At 41.4% G+C, this 19,827-nt stretch carries 17 protein-coding genes; 15 read left to right on the top strand and 2 right to left on the bottom strand.

Annotated elements, in window-relative coordinates:
- Positions 1 to 47: 47 nt before the first annotated feature.
- Positions 48 to 1,838, bottom strand: coding sequence for a DUF885 family protein (locus tag ACHSBP_RS15475; protein ID WP_010561487.1), 1,791 nt, complete (start codon positions 1,836 to 1,838; stop codon positions 48 to 50).
- Positions 1,839 to 2,209: 371 nt separating this feature from the next.
- Between ACHSBP_RS15475 and ACHSBP_RS15470 the strand changes: the two genes are divergently transcribed.
- Positions 2,210 to 3,220: a diguanylate cyclase domain-containing protein gene (locus ACHSBP_RS15470; protein ID WP_010561486.1), complete on the top strand. Its 1,011-nt coding sequence runs from the start codon at positions 2,210 to 2,212 to the stop codon at positions 3,218 to 3,220.
- 56 nt (positions 3,221 to 3,276) lie between these two features.
- On the opposite strand, the gene ACHSBP_RS15465 is transcribed toward ACHSBP_RS15470, so the two are convergent.
- Positions 3,277 to 5,097 (bottom strand): EAL domain-containing protein, encoded by a 1,821-nt coding sequence (locus ACHSBP_RS15465; protein ID WP_158523450.1) that lies wholly within the window; start codon positions 5,095 to 5,097, stop codon positions 3,277 to 3,279.
- A 247-nt stretch (positions 5,098 to 5,344) separates the two neighbouring features.
- Here ACHSBP_RS15465 and ubiE point away from each other — a divergent pair, with 247 nt between their 5' ends.
- The 14 genes from ubiE (at position 5,345) to ACHSBP_RS15395 (ending at position 19,819) form a co-directional block, all read left to right on the top strand.
- Complete coding sequence (ubiE, locus tag ACHSBP_RS15460; protein ID WP_395389526.1) at positions 5,345 to 6,097, top strand: bifunctional demethylmenaquinone methyltransferase/2-methoxy-6-polyprenyl-1,4-benzoquinol methylase UbiE; 753 nt, start codon at positions 5,345 to 5,347, stop codon at positions 6,095 to 6,097.
- Between the two features lie 7 nt (positions 6,098 to 6,104).
- Positions 6,105 to 6,707, top strand: a complete 603-nt coding sequence (locus ACHSBP_RS15455) for an SCP2 domain-containing protein (RefSeq protein ID WP_158523451.1) — start codon at positions 6,105 to 6,107, stop codon at positions 6,705 to 6,707.
- Positions 6,708 to 6,718: 11 nt separating this feature from the next.
- On the top strand, positions 6,719 to 8,329 hold the full coding sequence (ubiB, locus tag ACHSBP_RS15450) for a ubiquinone biosynthesis regulatory protein kinase UbiB (RefSeq protein ID WP_395389525.1): 1,611 nt from the start codon (positions 6,719 to 6,721) through the stop codon (positions 8,327 to 8,329).
- Positions 8,330 to 8,366: 37 nt separating this feature from the next.
- On the top strand, positions 8,367 to 8,591 hold the full coding sequence (gene tatA, locus ACHSBP_RS15445) for a Sec-independent protein translocase subunit TatA (RefSeq protein WP_010561481.1): 225 nt from the start codon (positions 8,367 to 8,369) through the stop codon (positions 8,589 to 8,591).
- A 3-nt stretch (positions 8,592 to 8,594) separates the two neighbouring features.
- A complete protein-coding gene (gene tatB, locus ACHSBP_RS15440) occupies positions 8,595 to 8,936 on the top strand; it encodes a Sec-independent protein translocase protein TatB (protein WP_010561480.1) in 342 nt (113 codons plus the stop codon).
- A complete protein-coding gene (gene tatC / locus ACHSBP_RS15435; RefSeq protein ID WP_010561479.1) occupies positions 8,917 to 9,675 on the top strand; it encodes a twin-arginine translocase subunit TatC in 759 nt (252 codons plus the stop codon). Before tatB ends, tatC begins: the two co-directional genes overlap by 20 nt.
- Position 9,676: 1 nt before the next feature.
- Positions 9,677 to 10,174, top strand: coding sequence for a type VI secretion system-associated protein TagO (locus ACHSBP_RS15430; protein ID WP_010561478.1), 498 nt, complete (start codon positions 9,677 to 9,679; stop codon positions 10,172 to 10,174).
- A gap of 4 nt (positions 10,175 to 10,178) precedes the next feature.
- Entirely contained in the window at positions 10,179 to 10,967 is a 789-nt protein-coding gene (locus ACHSBP_RS15425) for a TatD family hydrolase (protein ID WP_010561477.1), read from the top strand.
- On the top strand, positions 10,958 to 12,814 hold the full coding sequence (locus ACHSBP_RS15420) for a diguanylate cyclase domain-containing protein (RefSeq protein WP_395389523.1): 1,857 nt from the start codon (positions 10,958 to 10,960) through the stop codon (positions 12,812 to 12,814). Before ACHSBP_RS15425 ends, ACHSBP_RS15420 begins: the two co-directional genes overlap by 10 nt.
- Positions 12,814 to 13,827, top strand: a complete 1,014-nt coding sequence (hemB, locus tag ACHSBP_RS15415) for a porphobilinogen synthase (protein ID WP_010561475.1) — start codon at positions 12,814 to 12,816, stop codon at positions 13,825 to 13,827. The genes ACHSBP_RS15420 and hemB overlap by 1 nt, the downstream gene beginning before the upstream one ends.
- Before the next feature lie 485 nt (positions 13,828 to 14,312).
- Positions 14,313 to 15,737, top strand: a complete 1,425-nt coding sequence (gene cysG, locus ACHSBP_RS15410) for a siroheme synthase CysG (protein WP_010561474.1) — start codon at positions 14,313 to 14,315, stop codon at positions 15,735 to 15,737.
- A gap of 37 nt (positions 15,738 to 15,774) precedes the next feature.
- Entirely contained in the window at positions 15,775 to 16,674 is a 900-nt protein-coding gene (cysD, locus tag ACHSBP_RS15405) for a sulfate adenylyltransferase subunit CysD (RefSeq protein WP_010561473.1), read from the top strand.
- Positions 16,674 to 18,092, top strand: coding sequence for a sulfate adenylyltransferase subunit CysN (gene cysN, locus ACHSBP_RS15400; RefSeq protein WP_010561472.1), 1,419 nt, complete (start codon positions 16,674 to 16,676; stop codon positions 18,090 to 18,092). The genes cysD and cysN overlap by 1 nt, the downstream gene beginning before the upstream one ends.
- A 2-nt stretch (positions 18,093 to 18,094) precedes the next feature.
- Positions 18,095 to 19,819 (top strand): SLC13 family permease, encoded by a 1,725-nt coding sequence (locus ACHSBP_RS15395; protein WP_010561471.1) that lies wholly within the window; start codon positions 18,095 to 18,097, stop codon positions 19,817 to 19,819.
- Positions 19,820 to 19,827 lie beyond the last annotated feature (8 nt).

Genomic DNA, 19,827 nt, shown 5'->3' with positions numbered 1-19,827 from the left:
TAAGAATCATGGGACTTTGGAGCAGCCTTTATTTTAGCAATTCACCCTTACGCTTTTTTCGCCGTTTCGATGTATGCGTCAATCTGTGCTTCGAGTAAATTCAGAGGAAGTGAACCGTTTTTCAAAATTTGAAAGTGGAACTCTCTAATATCAAACTCAGCTCCTAACGCTTGCTCTGTCTTTTTACGTAAGCGCTTAATAGTTAACTCACCAATTTTGTATGATAACGCTTGGCCAGGCCACGAAATATAACGATCTGTTTCAGTTTTAATATTGTGTAGCGACAGCGCAGAGTTATCCTGCATAAAGGTCATTGCGCGCTCACGACTCCAACCAAACATATGCATACCTGTGTCGACAACTAAACGTGCCGCACGCCACATTTCATAGGTTAAACGGCCAAAATCACTGTAGGCATCTTGGTAAAAACCCATTTCTTTGCCGAGGTATTCAGAGTATAAGCCCCACCCCTCGCCAAATGCTGAAATATAGTGACTACGACGATAACCCGGCACATTTTCTAGTTCTTTATTGAGTGATATTTGTAAATGGTGACCCGGCACAGCTTCGTGCAATGTTAATGCTTCTAACACATAAAGCGGACGCTTATCTAAGCCATATGTATTTACCCAATAATACCCGGGCGCAGTGTCTTTATTCGCACCGACATAACGACCCGTTGTATATTTAGGCGCGATTGAGTCTGGTACTGGCGCTACACCATACGGTGTGCGAGGTAGCAGTTTAAAAAACTTAGGTAACTGCGCATCTGCTTTTTTCGCTATAAACGACGCTTCTTTTAATAGTTGCTCAGCCGATTTAGCGTAAAACTGCGGATCAGTTCGTAAAAATTGCACAAATTCAGCAAAACTGCCGGTAAAACCAGTTTTCGCAATTACTTGCTGCATTTCATCTCGAATCCGCTTCACCTCAGCTAAACCCAACTGGTGTACCTGCTCGGCGGTCATATCAGTTGTGGTGTAATGCTTAACACGATTTTGATAAAACTCACTGCCATTCGGCGTGGTTGAAATACCAATTTCGGCACGTGCATTCGGCGCATATTCGGTTTCAAAGAACGATAAATAGCTTTGGTACGATGGAATCACGCTGTTGCTTATAATCGATTGCGCTTGCGTTTTAAGTTTTGCAAAATCAGCGTCAGAAATGTGCTCTGGCTTGTTTTTAAATGGCTTATAGAACTCCGACTGTTCTGGGCTTTTTACAATAAACGCATTAATTGAGTCCTCATAACCTAACAGCACTGGTTTTGGCTGAGTTAGCCCTATCGCAATCCCCTTTTTCATCCACGCTATATTCTGCTCAAAATAACGCGGTACACCTGCAAGACGTTTTAAGTAAAGCTGATAATCTTCAACGGTTTTAAAGCTGCTGCGCGACACCATAAATGACAATGCAGAGTGAAAACCAAACTCAGAGGTTAACGGCATGTAGTGTGCATTAAAGTCATACTCATCTACCGAGTTTTGCACTTGAGAAAATATAATCGCGTGGTTAATCCGGTTTTGCTCATCCAACGCGCTCACATCAACAGCGTTTAATCGCGCTAAAAACGCAACATTCTTGGCATGATTATTAGCTAGAAACTCAGGTGATAAATCTGGTAAAAAATAACCGTTAACACCTTCTTTTTGTTGATACGGGTCAACACTTTTACGATATGCCACAATGTCATTCGCAACACTTTCAAAGACACTCACGCTCTGCGCTTGCACACTCGTTGAAGTAGCTGCGGTGATATCTTGAGTAGATTGGCAACCTACCAATAAAGTACTAGATAATGTTAACGCAACTAGGGATAAATTGAACGGTTTCATAAATAATAACCAAAATAGAAAATTGACCCAGCATACGCAAATTCAATTTTTAATCTCAACTTATTTGCGACCAAGTAAGTAAATAATTGCAAAAAATCATAAATTACTTAATTCAAAAACACTTAAACCCAATAAAATCAAAACAGTAAATACAGCAATCATACATTTTTTTCATATTTCACTGAAATCACATCGTGTCACCGGTTAAATTTAAGCTAAATAAAAGGGAGTTTTTTTAATAATTAATAGACTTTTCCTATTCCCAAAAGATAAAAATTGTTTTCTAATTACTTTGGACTTCAATGGATGAAGGTTGCTAGTAATTTAGGGTGAATATTTAAGCAGTAATTAACCACTGAGGTTGGGGTTTTATGAAGTACCATGATTCCATGGCACAGGCGCAGCAAAAAATGACGGAGGTTTGCTGGTTTTTAGAAAGGTATAACTTACCACCAATTCCGATCAACTATCATACGATCTATAGCTATATCTCAAAATCTCATGATGCGCTGTGCGAAGAAATTGAAGCACTGCTTGCTGCCGACGAAAAATTAGATAGTTACACCCTAGAAAACCTATTTAATCGCTACTTATCTGAACACGATTCAAGCCAAAAGAAGCTTGTTAAAGGTGTGTCAGAAACAATTGATATTATGGATAATTCAGTTGACCAGAGCAGTGATAGCGTAAACAAGTATATTGCCACATTAGATAGCAGTTTAGTTGCCATTGACGATGCAGATATCAGTGAAGCAAAACAGCTTATTGCTGACCTAATTGATGCGAGCTATGAACTAAAAGGTTCGCAACAACACGTGCATGAATCATTATTACAAGCTAGACAAGAGCTTAAAAATTGCCAGCAGCAACTGCAACAAATTGAAAAGCATCGCCATGTTGACCCACTAACCGGCCTATATAAAGAAACCTACATGGTGGATAAAGCTGCGGTTTGGGTAGAGCAAGGTAAATCCTTGTGTGCTATAGCCATTGATATTGATGACTTTAATGACTTTAATGAGAAGTATGGTCAAGCGGTAGGCGATGTTGTCATTGGTAAAGTCGCCAAAAAAATTCGTTCGTACGTGCAAGACAGTGGTCTGCCCGTGCGTACTAAAGGCAAAGAGTTTATGATTTTACTGCCTGACGTTAGCGTACAAACAGCAAAAGAAATTGCAGAACGCATGCGCTCTGGTGTAGAAAAGCTAAAATTTATAAGCTCTCGCAGTGGTAAGCGCTTACCAACACTAACCGTTTCGTTAGGTATTAGCGAGATGAAAGAAAAAGAGCAAGATCTTAAGCAGCTAACTGCAGGCGCCAGACACTCTGTCGCAAGAGCCAAACTTCAAGGTAAAAATAACGTATTTTTTAATACGCATTAGGTTTTATGGCGATAAGGCTATTTAACCTAAAATCGGCGTAAAATTTAATACAATTGTTACCCAATCGCGTGAGGTAGTGCGAGCTTAAAGCCCTGAAAGCCATCGCTACCTAACTGCTGCGCCCATTTGACCTGTTCTTCAGATTCAAGCTGCTCGCATACCACAACAACACCCAAACTGTGCGCTAATTTAATAATATTCTCAAGAAAGTACCAAGAATCTTGTTTTTGTTCTAACTCACGAATAAAGCTACCATCGAGCTTAACAATATCAACTGGCCACTTCCGCAATGCGAATAATGTATTGTCTCCGGTACCAAAGTGGTCAATCGCTACTTTAGAACCCAATTTATGTAACTTAGAAATAACCTGCGGCGCGAGCTGACTTTGCGACAACATTTGTTCATCGAACTCCCAAATTATAGAAGCAAAAAAGTCTGCAAACTGATGCGCCTGTCCAATCAACCAAGTATAGAAGGTATCGTCTAAGATACTGTGGACCGACACATTAATACTCACAGGCAAATCCAGCTGCCCTTTTACATACCAACTTCTAATCAAATTAAAAATACGCTTATCGAGTTCGCCACTTGCTGAAAATTGCTCGGCTTTTGATTGCAGTAATAAAGTAGGGATCACTTCGTCCTGGTGGGTGATTTTCGTGAGCACTTCTGAAAACATTAAACTAACTTGGTCTGACATCATTACGCTATGTTGCGATAAGCCCAGTGTTGATTCACTAATCGCCATTAAAACACGCTCACGTGTCGCTAGCATATCTGATACTTTTTTAATATGTTGAGACGGTTCATATAGATGATATTTTCTGCGTTCTTTCGCAGCAATTAAAACGGCTTCATCTGCCGCTTTCATAACCTTCGACATTGCCTCACCGCTTTGCCACAACACAGCGCCTACTAATACTTCTTTCTTTTGCTGGTATTGCCCTTGCAAACGAGCCAAGTGCGACGCCATGTCACTCAAAACTTTAACTAGCTCATCTCGCGTAACATGCTGTAACACACACGCAAATTCATTGTCGTTTAAGCGAAAAATTCGTGCATTAACACCTTGCTTTGAATGTGTTTGCAAGGTGTATATCACATCTTCTAAAAAGGACCGCGCTACCGAAAACCCCTCTTTACGACGAACCGTTTCCCACTCACTTAAGCGCACTAATATTAGTGCTCCGCTTTGGTTTTTCTCATCACTTAGCAATTGATCAAATTGCGCGCAAAACAAACGGCGATTACCAAGTTGCGTAAGTTCATCTCTGTATAACGCGTTTTTAGCATGTCCCAAGCGCTGAGTTAGCTCGTTGACTAGCTCTTTTACTTGATTTGTCATGCGATTGTGGCTCGACATTAACGCGTTCATTTCAGCCACACTTTGTATCTCAGGTGCCTCGGTAAACTCTTTATTTGCAAGTTTATTGGTGTGTTGATGCAAAGCATCGATCGGGGCTTTAAGCGCGCGAATTGCAATATGTAAAATAAACCAAGCAAAACAGATGAAAAAAGCAAATACCGCACACACATCTTTAAATGAGTCATAGATATAGTTATTCGCGGGCGAAGACTGTAGCTGCAATTGCACCATGTACTCTTGCTCTGCAAGTGCGAAACTTTGTTGAAATAATGGACTAGAAACAGACAGGTAATTTGCAAGCCACTTTGGCATAGTCGAGGGCTGTGTAACACGCTTTTCAATTAAAGTTTTATCAAGGTGCTGCACTCTAATATAAGCATATTGATGTAAACGGCTAAACTGCGAAACATGCTCCGTCAATAACTGGTGATTAGCATTTGCAGACTGCGAAATACTTTGCACTAACGTTAACCCCAACAATTCAGTTTGCTCAGCGAGCTGATGCTTCATAAATGCCTTGCTATTGCTCACGGTAAAACTGGTAATCACAATAAAAAGTGAGACCATAATGAAAGCAACAATCACATTAAAATAGGTTTTCAGGGTCATCGATTGTTTTGACTAATTTTTATTCCATTATTCCAGTTTAGTGTGAGATCAATAAAAGTGCCCAATTTAAGCACTAAGGCACGCTGATGATTGTCATTTGTTATTCCATTCGAGTAAACTATGGGCGTTAATAATCATAGGATTGAAAATGAAACCACACGACGAGCAAACTGACTTTGGTTACAAATCTGTTGCACGAGAAGAAAAGCAGGGCCTAGTCGCCGATGTATTCCATTCTGTTGCAACTAAATATGATGTAATGAACGATTTAATGTCGTTTGGTATTCACCGTTTATGGAAACGCCACACAATTGCTTGCTCGGGCGCCCGCGCTGGCCAAACAATTCTTGACTTAGCCGGTGGCACAGGTGATTTAACGGCACGTTTTAGCGATATCGTTGGCCCTGAGGGGCAAGTAGTATTAGGCGATATTAACGACTCAATGCTTAAAGTCGGTCGCGAAAAACTACGTAATTTAGGTAAAGTAGGTAACATTGAATACGTACAAATGAACGCCGAAGCGTTACCATTCCCAGACAACACCTTTGACCTTATTACAATTGCGTTTGGCCTTCGCAACGTAACCGATAAAGGTAAAGCTCTGGCGTCAATGCAGCGTGTATTAAAGCCAGGTGGTCGTTTACTGGTGTTAGAGTTTTCAAAACCTATTCACCAACCACTGAGTAAAGCCTACGATTTCTACTCGTTTAACCTGTTACCGAATATGGGCAAGTTAGTTGCGAATGACGCTGAATCATATCGTTATTTAGCGGAATCAATTCGCATGCACCCAGATCAAGAAACGCTCAAGCAAATGATGGAAGATGTGGGTTTTGAAATGACTAGCTACGAAAACCTAACTGGTGGCATTGTGGCACTTCATAAAGGGTTTAAATTCTAAGCTTATGGTGTCGAGCCTAATTTCTGCCGCAATAGAACAACTGCTTAATCAACTAATCAAGCTTGATGGGCAGTTTGTCTCTGGGTTACATGCAGCTACGCGAAAACAGCTTACCATTGATGTTACCGATATTTCGTTGTTTATTACGCTGTTATTTGATGGTCAACGCTTTCATGCTTTACCAAAAGGCGATAGCCAAAGCGACTGCCTCATTCGCGCAGATTTAAGTACCTTGCTTGAACTCAAGCAACCAGAAAAAGTAACCCAACTAATTCGCAGCGGTAAACTCGACCTTGAAGGTGATTTAAATCTTGCCCAACAATATAGCAAGGCATTTAACGCGCTGAACATCGACTGGGCTGATAATTTGTCATCGTATTTAGGTGATGGCCCGGCATACACGCTAGTTAATGGCATTAAACACGCGGTTAGTAACGCAAAAAAACAAAGTGCGGTATCACAGACAACGTTTACCAGCTTACTGCAAGACGAGTTAAAAGTGTCTATTCACCCACTGGAAGCGCAATTATTTAAACAGCAGTGTCGCTCATTACAGCAAGGCTTAGCGCAATTAGAGCAGCGCGTAGATAAGCTTTGTAACGCAATTTAAGGGCTCAATTAGTGCATTTTTCACGTGCTTATAAAATTATTAAAACCTTTCTTAACTATGGTTTAGATGAACTAATTCCGGCACACCTGTTTCCTTGGTATGGCAAACTCGCGCGCAGTTGTTTTTTTTGGCTTGGCAATAAACATAAAGATAAAAGTGTCGGTCAGCGTTTGCGTTTAGCCCTTGAGTCATTGGGGCCTGTATGGGTTAAATTTGGCCAAATGCTATCAACTCGCCGTGATCTATTACCCCCTGATATCGCGAAAGAACTTAGTTTATTACAAGATAATGTCGCACCATTTGACGGCAACAAAGCTAAGCAGCTAATTGAACAAGCACTAGAACTCGATGATATTCATCAGCTATTTGAACAGTTTGAACAAACACCGCTAGCTTCCGCATCTATTGCACAAGTTCATACTGCACAACTAAAACACGCAGGCGAGCTACACGAAGTTGTGATTAAAGTTATTCGTCCTGACATTGAAGACGCTATTTACTCTGATCTCAAGCTAATGGCACAACTGGCCAAATTAGTTAGTCAATTTATGCCAGATGGCAAACGGTTACGCCCTGTCGAAGTCATTAACGAGTATCGCAAAACCCTGTTAGATGAACTCGACTTACAGCGTGAAGGTGCTAATGCAATTCAGCTTAAACGTAATTTTGAAGATTCAGATAGTCTTTATATTCCGTACGTTTATAGCGATTTAAGCCGCAAAAACGTGCTTGTTATGGAACGCATATATGGCATTCCGGTATCAGATCTTGAAGCACTAGAAGCACAAAACACCAACCTACAGCTGCTTGCCGAACGCGGTGTTGAAGTCTTCTTTACTCAGGTATTCCGCGACAGCTTTTTTCATGCTGATATGCACCCTGGTAATATTTTTGTATCGCGAGAGCACCCTGAAAACCCAATGTATATTGGTATAGACTGCGGTATCGTCGGTACGCTCAATAAAGAAGATAAACGCTATCTAGCGGAAAACTTTATTGCATTCTTTAACCGCGACTATCGCAAAGTTGCAGAGCTTCATGTTGATTCAGGTTGGGTGCCAGCCGATACAAGTGTTGAAGAGTTTGAGTTTGCAATTCGCACAGTATGCGAACCTATATTCCAAAAACCACTAGCCGAAATATCATTTGGCCAAGTGCTGGTAAACCTGTTTAATACCGCTAGACGCTTTAATATGGAAGTACAGCCGCAGCTTGTGTTACTGCAAAAAACCTTACTTTATATTGAAGGGCTGGGCCGTCAGCTTTATCCGCAACTTGATCTTTGGAAAACCGCTAAACCATTCTTAGAAGAATGGGTAAAACAGCAAATTGGCCCGAAAGCGGTATTATCACAAATTAAAGAAAATCTGCCATTTTGGGGTGAAAAACTGCCTGAAATGCCAGATTTACTCTACAAAGCACTTAAACAACACTCTAATTCGAGTGCAAACGTCACAATACAACAATCTAATCGTGCTATAGTCTGGGCAATATTTGCCATGACATTCACATTAACTGGCACAGTATTTTTTGTTACTAACTTCATTATTCCTGCTGCTGCACTGTTTACGGCTGCAACAGTGAGCGCTTGGCGAGCTTTGCGACATTCAAGCAATCATTAGGTATAATTTAACCATCTACTGATTTGGAGAACATATTATGGGTATTGGTGGTATTAGCATTTGGCAGCTACTTATTATCTTGGCAATTATCGTATTACTGTTTGGTACTAAAAAACTGCGCGGTATTGGTAGTGATTTGGGTGGCGCTGTTAAAGGGTTTAAAAAAGCAGTTTCAGATGAAGACAAACAATCTGACGCAATTCAAAACAAAAGCGAAAGCGATAAAGTTACCGACAGCGAAAAAAAGCACGATAAGGTTTAAATAATGGGCTTTTGGGAGCTATTTGTTGTTTTAGTTGTAGGCCTAATTGTACTCGGCCCTGAACGCTTACCTACTGCGGTACGCTCAGTAGCGCGCTGGATAAAAACGGTCAAACAAATGGCAACAAATGTACAAGCTGAAATTAATGAAGAACTGCGCGTTCATGAATTGCACCAAAACTTAAAGAAAGCAGAACAACAAGGTATGGATAACCTGTCGCCAGAGCTAAAACGCTCGGTTACTGAACTTTCAGAAGCGGCGCAATCGGTAACTCACAGTTACAAAAATACCGAAAAAAATACAGAGCAAGCGCAGAACAGCAATAATGACCAACAACCAAAGTAACGCTGAACCAGCGCCAACCTTTATTAGTCACCTAGTAGAATTACGCAACCGACTAATGCGAGCACTCGCATCCATTTTGTTAATATTTTTAGCATTGGTTTATTTTGCTAATGATATTTATGAATTCGTTGCGACACCGCTTATTTCGCACTTACCCGAAAATGCGAGCATGATTGCAACCGATGTTACGGCGCCGTTTTTTGCGCCATTCAAACTCACATTATTCGCTGCGTTGTTTTTAGCCTTCCCGTTTATTTTGCATCAAATTTGGGGGTTTATTGCGCCCGGCTTGTATCAAAATGAAAAGCGCGCGCTAATTCCAGTTCTGGCAGCCTCAGTAATTTTATTTTATGGCGGCATTGCCTTTTGTTATTACCTTGTAATGCCAATTGTACTGGGATTCTTCACTGGCATTGGTCCTGAAGTAATGACCATTACACCCGATATCAGCAGTTATTTAAGCTTTGTCTTAAAGCTATTCTTCGCGTTTGGTATTGCGTTTGAAATTCCTGTCGCAATTATGCTGCTGTGTTGGAGCGGCGCGACAACTAAAGAAAAACTAAAAGAAAAGCGACCTTATGTTGTCGTTGGCGCATTTGTTATTGCGATGTTCTTAACGCCACCAGATGTTTTATCACAAACATTGTTGGCTATTCCCATGCTAGCCCTTTTTGAGTTAGGCTTATTGCTAGCAGGATTTTATCAAAAGAACACAGACCCTGAAGAGGCTAAAAACTAAAATGAAAAAGTTATCTATTGTTTTATTCTCACTACTTACTTTGCCGCTAAGTGCGCAAGAAATTAATACACAGGCATTAAAAGCATGTAGTTTTATCGAAAATGATTTTCAGCGCTTGCAGTGTTATGACCAAGTTGTTGCAGGAAAAGAGCTTACAGCAGCAAAAGCGAACAACAATAAAAAAGCTAAGCCTGACTCAAAACGTACATCAACTAACAACGAAAACCAGGCCAAACCGAAAAAAGACAACTTTGGCCTTGAACACAAAAAGCTTGATAAAGAAACAGATGAAATTACTTCGGTTGTGGTTAGCGTTAAGAAAAAACCACATGGCGAACTTATGGTGACGTTAGAGAATGGTCATGTTTGGCATCAAACAGGTACAGAATACTTCTCAGTTAAAGAAGGCGAGACTGTTATCATTTCTCGAGGTCTTTTTAATTCATTTACGATGAAAGTTGAGGGTAGAAACAGAGGCATTAAAGTAAAACGTAAATAGTCGTATGCGTTACTTTGATATCGGTGTAAACCTCAGCAGCGAGCAATTTGCCAAAGACAGAGCAGATGTAATTCGCCGTGCCCAATCGGCAGGCATTGAGGATATGCTACTAATTGGTTCAAACATTCATGATAGCCGCCAAGCTATTGCGCTCGCCCACACCTTTAATCTAACAGCCAGTGCGGGCATTCACCCGCATGATGCGAAAACAGCACAAGGCAATTATTGCGAAACCATCGCGTCACTGGCAAGTGATAACGCCGTAGTTGCAATTGGTGAGTGCGGCCTCGATTATAATCGAGACTTTTCACCACGCGACAAACAGCGCGAAGTATTTGCCGCGCAAGTAGCACTGGCAAATAAACTTAATAAACCGCTTTATATGCATCAGCGTGACGCGCACCAAGACTTTTTAGCAATAGTAAAAGAAGCTAAAGTGCCTGGCGTTGTGCATTGTTTTACTGACAGTGAGCAAGCTCTAGAGGCTTACTTAGAACTCGGTTTTTATATTGGCATCACGGGTTGGCTATGCGATGAACGCCGCGGAGATACGTTGCGTCAATTATTGCCACAAATTCCGCTCGACAAGCTGTTGTTTGAAACCGATGCACCGTATTTGTTACCACGCAATATTAAACCTAAGCCAAAATCTCGCCGCTGTGAACCAATGCATATTACACATGTTGTTGTCCAAGCCGCTGAGTTGTATGAGTTACCTGTAGAAGAAGTCGCTGATGCAGCATTTAACAATGCGCATAAACTCTTTGCTTTGGAAGTGAATGCATGCGACTGATCTTGTTTATTTGCCTGTTATTCTCATGTGCACTGCAAGCAAATACCTTAAATACTAAATTAAACGGATACACGCAGTTAGTATTTGACTACAGCCTAGTACCAAGTGACTCTCCTGAGAAAATCCCAGTAAATACCTGGCAACGTGTTGAATCAGGGCAAGTCAATCTTGGCTTGGGTAATTCACCTGTTTGGCTGAAATTTAAGATAAATAATAATACACAGATACAGCAAGAGCTCTTTTTGTTTAACGCATTTGTTCATATCGATAAGCTCACGTTATATCAAAAAGGCAACAACTTAGCGCAAACCCAGCTTACACTTGGTGATAGCATGCCGATTAAAACGCGCTATTTAAAAGATGCTGATCAGATATTTAAACTCAGCCTGTCACCAAATACACACTATGAATATTATATAAAAGCTGAAACAGCAGGTGTAATGAAGCTTAACTTATCGCTTTGGCAGCACGATAAGTACATTGAGAAGAAAGCCAAGTTCAACCTCATTATGGGGCTGATATTAGGAGTGATGTTTGCATCATCGCTGATTTTATCTGTGCTGTTTTTAATTACTAAAAAGCAAAGCTTTGCTCTTGCGGCAGTGTTTAATATTTGCGTTTGGTTTTTATTTGCGTGGTTACTCGGCTATGTTTATCGCTATATTTCTGACCAAAGCTTTTGGTTAATTCATACCATTGTTCCGGCGTTAACAATCTTTGTACTCGTCCCACTAAACATTCTTACCGAACGAATTTTAGGGCTACATAGCCTCGCTAAGCCACACGTTGCCTGTTTGCGCATTACGCTAGGGATCAGCTTAGCTTTAGTAGTTATAACACCTTTTTTAAGCTACACCATCGCGCTTACTGTAGCGGTTATTTTTGCGCTTATTCATGTACTTATTTTGTTACTGGTAACCGGCATTCGCGCGCAGAAAAAAGACACCAAGGCACAATTACTTGTAGTGTGCATTTTACCGCTGCTAATCACCCTTTTGTATAAAGGCGCATTGCTCTTTTCTTACAGCATCTACTTTAGCCAACTTATGGTAGTGTTTGGTGTAAGTTATCTGATTAGCTGTATAGCCCTAACCCTGATTGCAATTAGCCAATATATTCAACAGCGCGATATTAAAGTCAGTCAGCAACAAAAACGCCTTGCAGAAGCGGAAGCTAACGAAGCCATTCAGAGTGAAACAATTCGCTTACAAGAATTACACCAAGAAGAATTGGAAAGTAAAATACAACAGCGCACCTTTGAGCTAGAAGTGACCCTTAGAGAACTACAAGAAAAGAACCTTGAGCTCGAAGAACTAAATACACTTGATGCATTAACTGGGCTGCGTAATCGCCGTCATTTTGATAAGAAAATCACCATGGAGTTTCGTCGCTCTCGTCGTGAGCAAACACCTTTGGCTGTAGTGATGTTGGATATCGACCATTTCAAACCAATCAATGACGAATATGGTCATTTAGCGGGTGATGAAGCGATTAAGTATGTTGCAGCGAGTATCAAAGGGGCATTGCGTCGTCCATCGGATATCGCATGTCGCTATGGCGGTGAAGAGTTTGCCCTAATTTTACCAAATACCGATAGCCAAGGTGCTAAGTTAGTATCTGAAACCATTCGTCAAAATATTGCAAAACATGCGATAAAAACCAGCTCTGGTGATGTAAAACTGACTATTAGCGCCGGCATATTTAGCAAGACTGCGGATACAAGCTTAGATCCAAATCAATATACCGACTGGGCAGATAAGGCACTCTATAGCGCCAAGCAGCAAGGTCGTAATCGTGTTTTTATTGCCGATTCAACCCAGTCACCCAAAGACCCCGAGGAGTTATAATGGCCCAATCAGGTTTAGATTTATTCCCATATTCACGCATGCGTCGTATGCGTAAAGACCCTTTTTCACGCAAATTAATGCAAGAAAACGTACTTACAACGGCCGATTTAATTTATCCAGTATTTGTATTAGAGGGTAAAAGTCGTCGTGAAAAAATTGATTCTATGCCAGGAATTGAACGCCTTTCGATAGATTTACTTATTGAAGAGGCAAAAGAACTTGCGGCACTTGGTGTACCTGCGATCGCAATCTTTCCAGTGACACCAGCAGATAAAAAATCACTTGAAGCAGAAGAAGCGTACAACCCTGAAGGTCTTGCACAGCGTACCGTTAAAGCACTCAAGCAAGCAGTGCCAGAAATGGGCGTCATTACTGATGTTGCACTCGACCCATTTACGGTACACGGTCAAGACGGCATTATTGATGAAGACGGTTACGTACTTAACGACATCACAACAGACATTCTAGTTAAGCAAGCACTATCTCACTCCGAGGCTGGAGCAGATGTTGTTGCCCCATCAGACATGATGGACGGCCGCATTGGTGCGATTCGTGAAGCATTAGAAGATGCCGGTTTTATCAACACGCGCATTATGGCTTATTCGGCAAAATATGCTTCGAGCTACTATGGTCCATTTAGAGATGCCGTCGGTTCTGCCGGTAATTTAAAAGGTGCTGACAAAAAGACCTATCAAATGGATCCTGCCAATTCAGACGAGGCGCTACGCGAAGTCGCATTAGATCTGCAAGAAGGTGCAGACATGGTGATGGTAAAACCTGGCATGCCTTACCTTGACGTGGTACGCCGCGTAAAAGATGAATTTGGCGTACCAACCTTTGCATACCAAGTAAGCGGTGAATACGCAATGCACATGGCGGCAATCGAAAATGGTTGGTTAGCCGAGAAACCAATCGTTATGGAGTCATTACTTGCTTTTAAACGCGCTGGCGCCGATGGTATTTTGACTTACTTCGCTAAAAAAGCTGCGATTTGGTTAAACGAGAAAGACTGAAATAAAACATGAAAAAAGAGCGCCAGCGCTCTTTTTTCATTCTAATGCAGTAATAGAATTGCACCATAGCAGAGTATCGCAAGTACAAGGCCTGCGCCTGCGCGCTGCAAGTAAACCAATTTCATTTCTCGCTTAATCCAATAAAAATACATAAACTGCAAAAAACAGGTTGCCGTTGCGCCAAAACAGGCAAATAGGCATAAATAAATCACTTGCAACATCACTGTCTCAGCTCAAAATAAAAATTTATATCTAATAACTATAATGGCTAATCGACACTAAACACAACGTTTTTAATTAAACCCCTTGTTTTTGCTTGCTTAAACCAAAATCAAAGTCGATATATAACTAAAAAGAATATAGCTAGATTTAAAGTTATTTTTTTCTTTCCATGCTCTTCTCTATGCTCCATGCTAAATCTTTGCCTGTAATGCAATCAGCCTGATAACACAGCGCAAAATTATCGCTTTCTTAGGGGACAACTCGTGGACTATTTTCCAATTTTTACCAAGCTTGAAAATAAGCCTGTATTAATTGTTGGTGGTGGTGATGTAGCGCATCGCAAATGCCAAGCTATGCTGCAAGCTAACGCCAGCATTACCCTTGTTGCACCCGAATTTTGCGCTGAATTAATCGCACTTAACAATGCCAATAAAGTAATTCTCATTCAGGATTACTTTTCAGAACAACATATTACCAACCAGAGCTTAGTGATTGCGGCGACAGATCTTGAATCCGTTAACAAAGCTGTATTTGATGCCGCAGAAGCAAAGAATATTTTCGTAAATGTGGTTGATGACCAACCTAAGTGCAGCTTTATTTTTCCATCAATTGTCGATCGCAGCCCTATTACGATTGCGATTTCGAGCGCAGGCAAAGCGCCGGTGCTTGCGCGTCGCTTACGTGAAAAGCTTGAAACCATAATTCCACAACATATCGGCCCATTGGCGCAGCTTGCAGGTAACTTTCGCGATAAAGTGAAAAGCCAACTAGATAGTTTTAGCAAACGTCGCATGTTTTGGGAAAAAGCATTTACTTCAGATGCCGTAGCACAAGTAGCTAAAGGTGATCTTGCTGCTGCAGAACAAACCTTTGAAAACATCTTAGCTGGTGACAACCAGTTAAGCGGCGAAGTGTTTGTGGTTGGTGCGGGCCCTGGTGATCCTGAGCTTTTAACGATTAAAGCACTGCAAGCAATGCAAACTGCAGATGTTATCGTATACGACTATTTAGTGTCTGACGAAATTATGGCACTGGTGCGTAAAGACGCAGAGCTGGTGTGTGTTGGTAAACGCTTAGGTAATCACAGCGTGCCGCAAGATGAAATCAACCAAATCTTGGTTGAGCTTGCTAAGCAAGGTAAAAAAGTATGCCGTTTAAAAGGCGGTGACCCGTTTATCTATGGTCGCGGCGGTGAAGAAGTACAAGAGCTGGCAAAGCACCATATTGCGTTTCAAATTGTACCAGGCATTACTGCCGCAGCAGGCTGCTCGGCATATGCGGGTATTCCGCTAACGCACCGCGATCATGCACAGGCAATTCAATTTGTCACAGGCCATTGTAAAAAAGATGGTCAAGAACTTGATTGGCAATCTCTGGCAAAAGCAAATCAAACTCTCGCTGTTTACATGGGTGTGATAAAATCGCCGCATATTCAAGCAAAATTGCTTGAATATGGGCGCGCACCCGAGACACCTGTTGCAATTATTGAAAATGGCACACGTAAAGAACAACGTGTTGTAACAGGTGAACTCAATGACTTGGCTGATTTAATCGCAAGAGAGCAAATTAAGTCACCAGCATTATTAATTATTGGTGAAGTTGCCAACCTAAGCAAAGAGCTTGCTTGGTTTGGTAATTCACAACAGCCACATTTGTCGAGCAGCCAGCTGCTCACCAATGCGGCATAAAGAATTTAGAATTAACTTTACGTTTTAGGACAAAATCATGGCATTAACCCATCTTCAGCAACTCGAAGCTGAAAGTATTCAAATTATCCGCGAGGTTGCGGCTGAGTTTGAAAACCCTGTGATGCTTTACTCAATTGGTAAAGACTCATCGGTGTTATTGCACTTAGCGCGCAAGGCTTTTTACCCAGGCAAAATTCCTTTTCCACTGCTGCATGTAGATACTGATTGGAAATTTCGCGAAATGATCGAGTTTCGTGACCGCTTAGCAAAAGAATACGATTTTGAACTAATTGTGCATAAAAACCCTGAAGGGATTGCTATGGGTGTTGGCCCATTTACCCATGGTTCATCTAAGCATACTGACATTATGAAGACTCAAGGCTTAAAGCAAGCGCTTGATAAGTATGGCTTTGATGCGGCATTTGGTGGTGCACGTCGTGATGAAGAAAAATCACGTGCAAAAGAGCGTGTATATTCGTTCCGTGATAAGAACCACCGCTGGGACCCGAAGAACCAACGTCCAGAGCTGTGGAGCAACTATAACGGCCAAGTAAACCCTGGTGAAAGCATTCGTGTATTCCCACTATCAAACTGGACTGAGCTTGATATTTGGCAGTATATCTATCAAGAAAACATCGAAATTGTGCCACTTTACTTATCGGACAAGCGCCCTGTTGTTGAACGCGATGGTTTACTTATCATGGTTGATGACGAACGCATGCCATTACGTGAAGGCGAAGAGCCAGAACTACGCTCTGTACGTTTCCGTACCTTAGGCTGTTACCCACTAACAGGTGCTGTTGAGTCTGAAGCAAATACCTTAACCGGCATCATTGAAGAAATGTTGTTATCAACATCATCTGAACGAGAGGGCCGTGCAATTGACCACGATTCGTCTGGTTCTATGGAAAAGAAAAAACGTGAGGGCTATTTCTAATGTCGACAGCAAATGAAGTAAGAGAATTAGGTATTGAGCAGTACCTATCACGTCAACAAGACAAAAGCTTATTACGTTTATTAACCTGCGGTAGCGTTGATGACGGTAAATCAACACTAATTGGCCGTTTGTTACACGATAGCCATCAAATTTATGAAGATCAGCTAGCAGCACTTCATAAAGATAACGAAAAAGTAGGTAATGCGGGTGAAGAACTAGACCTTGCACTGCTCGTCGATGGCCTGCAAGCAGAGCGCGAGCAAGGTATCACAATTGACGTTGCTTACCGTTATTTCTCAACCAATAAGCGCAAGTTTATTATTGCTGATACACCGGGACACGAACAGTACACGCGCAACATGGTAACAGGTGCATCTACGGCTGATTTAGCAATTATTCTGGTAGACGCCCGTTACGGTGTGCAAGTGCAAACTAAGCGTCATAGCTTTATTTGTGACTCATTAGGCATCAAGCAGTTTGTGGTTGCGATCAACAAAATGGATATCGTGGATTTTGATGAAGCCGTTTACAACAAAATTCAGCAAGACTATTTAGCGTTTGCTGAGCAACTTAATGTTGAAGACATTCGTTTTATTCCAATGTCTGCCTTAAAAGGTGATAACGTAGTTACACGCTCCGAAAAAACACCTTATTACACCGGCGCACCATTACTTGAGTTACTTGAAGACTCGCCTGCGGCAGCGGCTAATACCGAGTTTGAAGCGCGTTTACCAGTACAACTAGTTACACGCCCCAACCTCAATTTCCGAGGCTTCCAAGGCACTTTAGTAGCCGGTGCATTAACAGTAGGCGCAGCAGTTAAAGCACTACCTTCAGGTAAAGCTTCAACGGTAAAAGAAATCGTAACCTTTGATGGCAATTTAGAGCGCGCGGAAGCTGGACAAGCTATCACTTTAACACTTAACGATGAAATTGATATCAGTCGTGGTGATGTAATTGTACCAGCAAATAGTACGGCTAAAATTTCAAACCGTCTGCAAGCAAAATTAGTATGGATGCACGAAGCACCGTTAGTGTTAGGCAAAGAATACAATGTTAAGTTGGCAACCAAGAAAACAACTGCGAAAGTAGTTGCGATTGACCACACTATCGACGTAAACACCCTAGCACACGGTCAGGCAGACACCTTACAGCTGAACGAAATCGCGATTGTTACTATTGAAATCGATGAGCAAGTGCTCGCTGATGCCTATGTAGCAAACCGTGAAACAGGCTCATTTATCTTAATCGATCGTCTGTCAAACTTAACCGTTGCGGCTGGCATGATTGAACAAGTACTTGACAGTGCCGATGCACAACAAGCACCATCTAACTTCAGTGCCTTTGAAGTAGAGTTTAATGCGCTTGTGCGTAAACACTTCCCTCACTGGCAAGCAATTGATATTTCAAAGCTATAAGTATGTATCAACAAGTCAGCCTTAGTCTTATTATGATTGTTTTAGTCGCGTGTCTATTTGGCACGCGACTAAAGCCTGCGTGGGCTTTTGCTGGCGCGATTAGTGTAAGTTATTTAGCCGGTCTTATTGATTTAGAAGGCGTGCTTATTAACTTCACTAATCCTTCCTTAATCACACTCATATTGTTGATTTTGATAAGTATTGGCATCGAAAAAACGGCATTTGTTCGTAAACTGTCAACTTCCTTAGCAAAAGGAAGCTTATCAAAATCAGTAACAAAACTAGGTTTATCAACTGCCTTTTTATCTTCATTCACTAATAACACTGCTGTAGTTGCAAGCCTCATCTCTGCGGTGAAAGAAAATAAAACGCATGCACCATCCAAGTTGTTATTACCTTTGTCGTATACCGCGATTCTCGGGGGCACACTCACTTTAATTGGCACATCGACCAATCTCATTGTCAATGGTTTTGCTGTGGACGCTGGCATGGCACCGCTTGGCTTTTTTGACTTCACCTTGGTTGGTCTGGCGGTTTTAAGTGCCGGATTAATTGCAATTTTGCTGCTATTAAAGTTTTTACCCAATTATCAAGAAGCCGACGATGAAGTCACGCCGTTTTACCTCGAAGGCAAAGTAAAGGCGAGTTCTAAATTAATTGGCAAAACGGTTGAAGAGAACGGTTTACGTGAATTAAAAGATATTTTCTTAGCCGAGATTATACGTGGTGAAAAGCGTATTGCCGCAGTAACACCAAAACAAGTAATTAAAGCTGGCGATATTTTATTATTTTCTGGCGATTTAAAATCAGTGCCTTTATTAAAACAATTTGATGGTTTAGAGGTTATCCACGATAAACACGAAATGGCTGTTGAACACTTTGTTGAAGTAGTTATCAGTCACAGTAGTTCATTAGTAGGTCAAACGCTCAAAGATGCGAATTTTCGTAAAGAATTTAAAGCTGCGGTAGTCGCGATCCGTCGCGGCCATAGTCGGTTAGAAGGTAGCTTTGCCAATATTCAATTACAAGCTGGCGACAGCCTTATTTTAGCGCCGAGCAGCGATTTCCAATCAAACAAAAAACTTAAGCGCGAATTTGTTTATATCTCAGGCCTCGACTTGCAGAGTCACCTTGATGAAAAACAGTCTCACTGTGTATTCGCGGGTTTTATTGCAGTAATTGGCCTGAGTATTTTTGATGTTGTGCCACTTGTTAAAGGTTTAATCGTTTTACTAATTGCCTTTATGTTATGGGGTGTCGTCTCAGTCAGCGAGGTAAAGCGTCGATTTCCTCTGGAACTGTTTGTCATAGTTGGTAGCGCAATTGGCCTTGCTAAATTGATGATCGATACCGGTGTGGCAACGCAAATCTCGGAGTTTGTGTTAAGTCTAGTTGGTCAGTTTGGTCCCTACACCGCACTTGTGGTTATTTTCTTTTTGACCTTACTTTGTACAGAATTAATTACTAATAACGCGGCAGCTGCACTCTCATTCCCTATCGCCTATTCATTAGCGATTGGCTTTGGCGTCAGCCCTCTACCCTTTATTATGGCGGTAGCATTTGGTGCATCTGCCAGCTTTATTTCGCCATTTGGCTATCAAACCAACCTGATGGTGTATAGCGCAGGCAATTACCAGATAAAAGATTACATCAAAGTGGGTGTGCCCATGTCGTTAGTATATTCAATTACTGCGTTGATCTTTATACCTATTGTTTTTCCATTTTAATTAACGGA

Origin of the sequence: Pseudoalteromonas sp. XMcav1-K (assembly GCF_044005875.1) — a bacterium.
Lineage (GTDB): Bacteria > Pseudomonadota > Gammaproteobacteria > Enterobacterales > Alteromonadaceae > Pseudoalteromonas > Pseudoalteromonas spongiae.
This window is presented reverse-complemented; position numbering and strand designations above follow the sequence as displayed.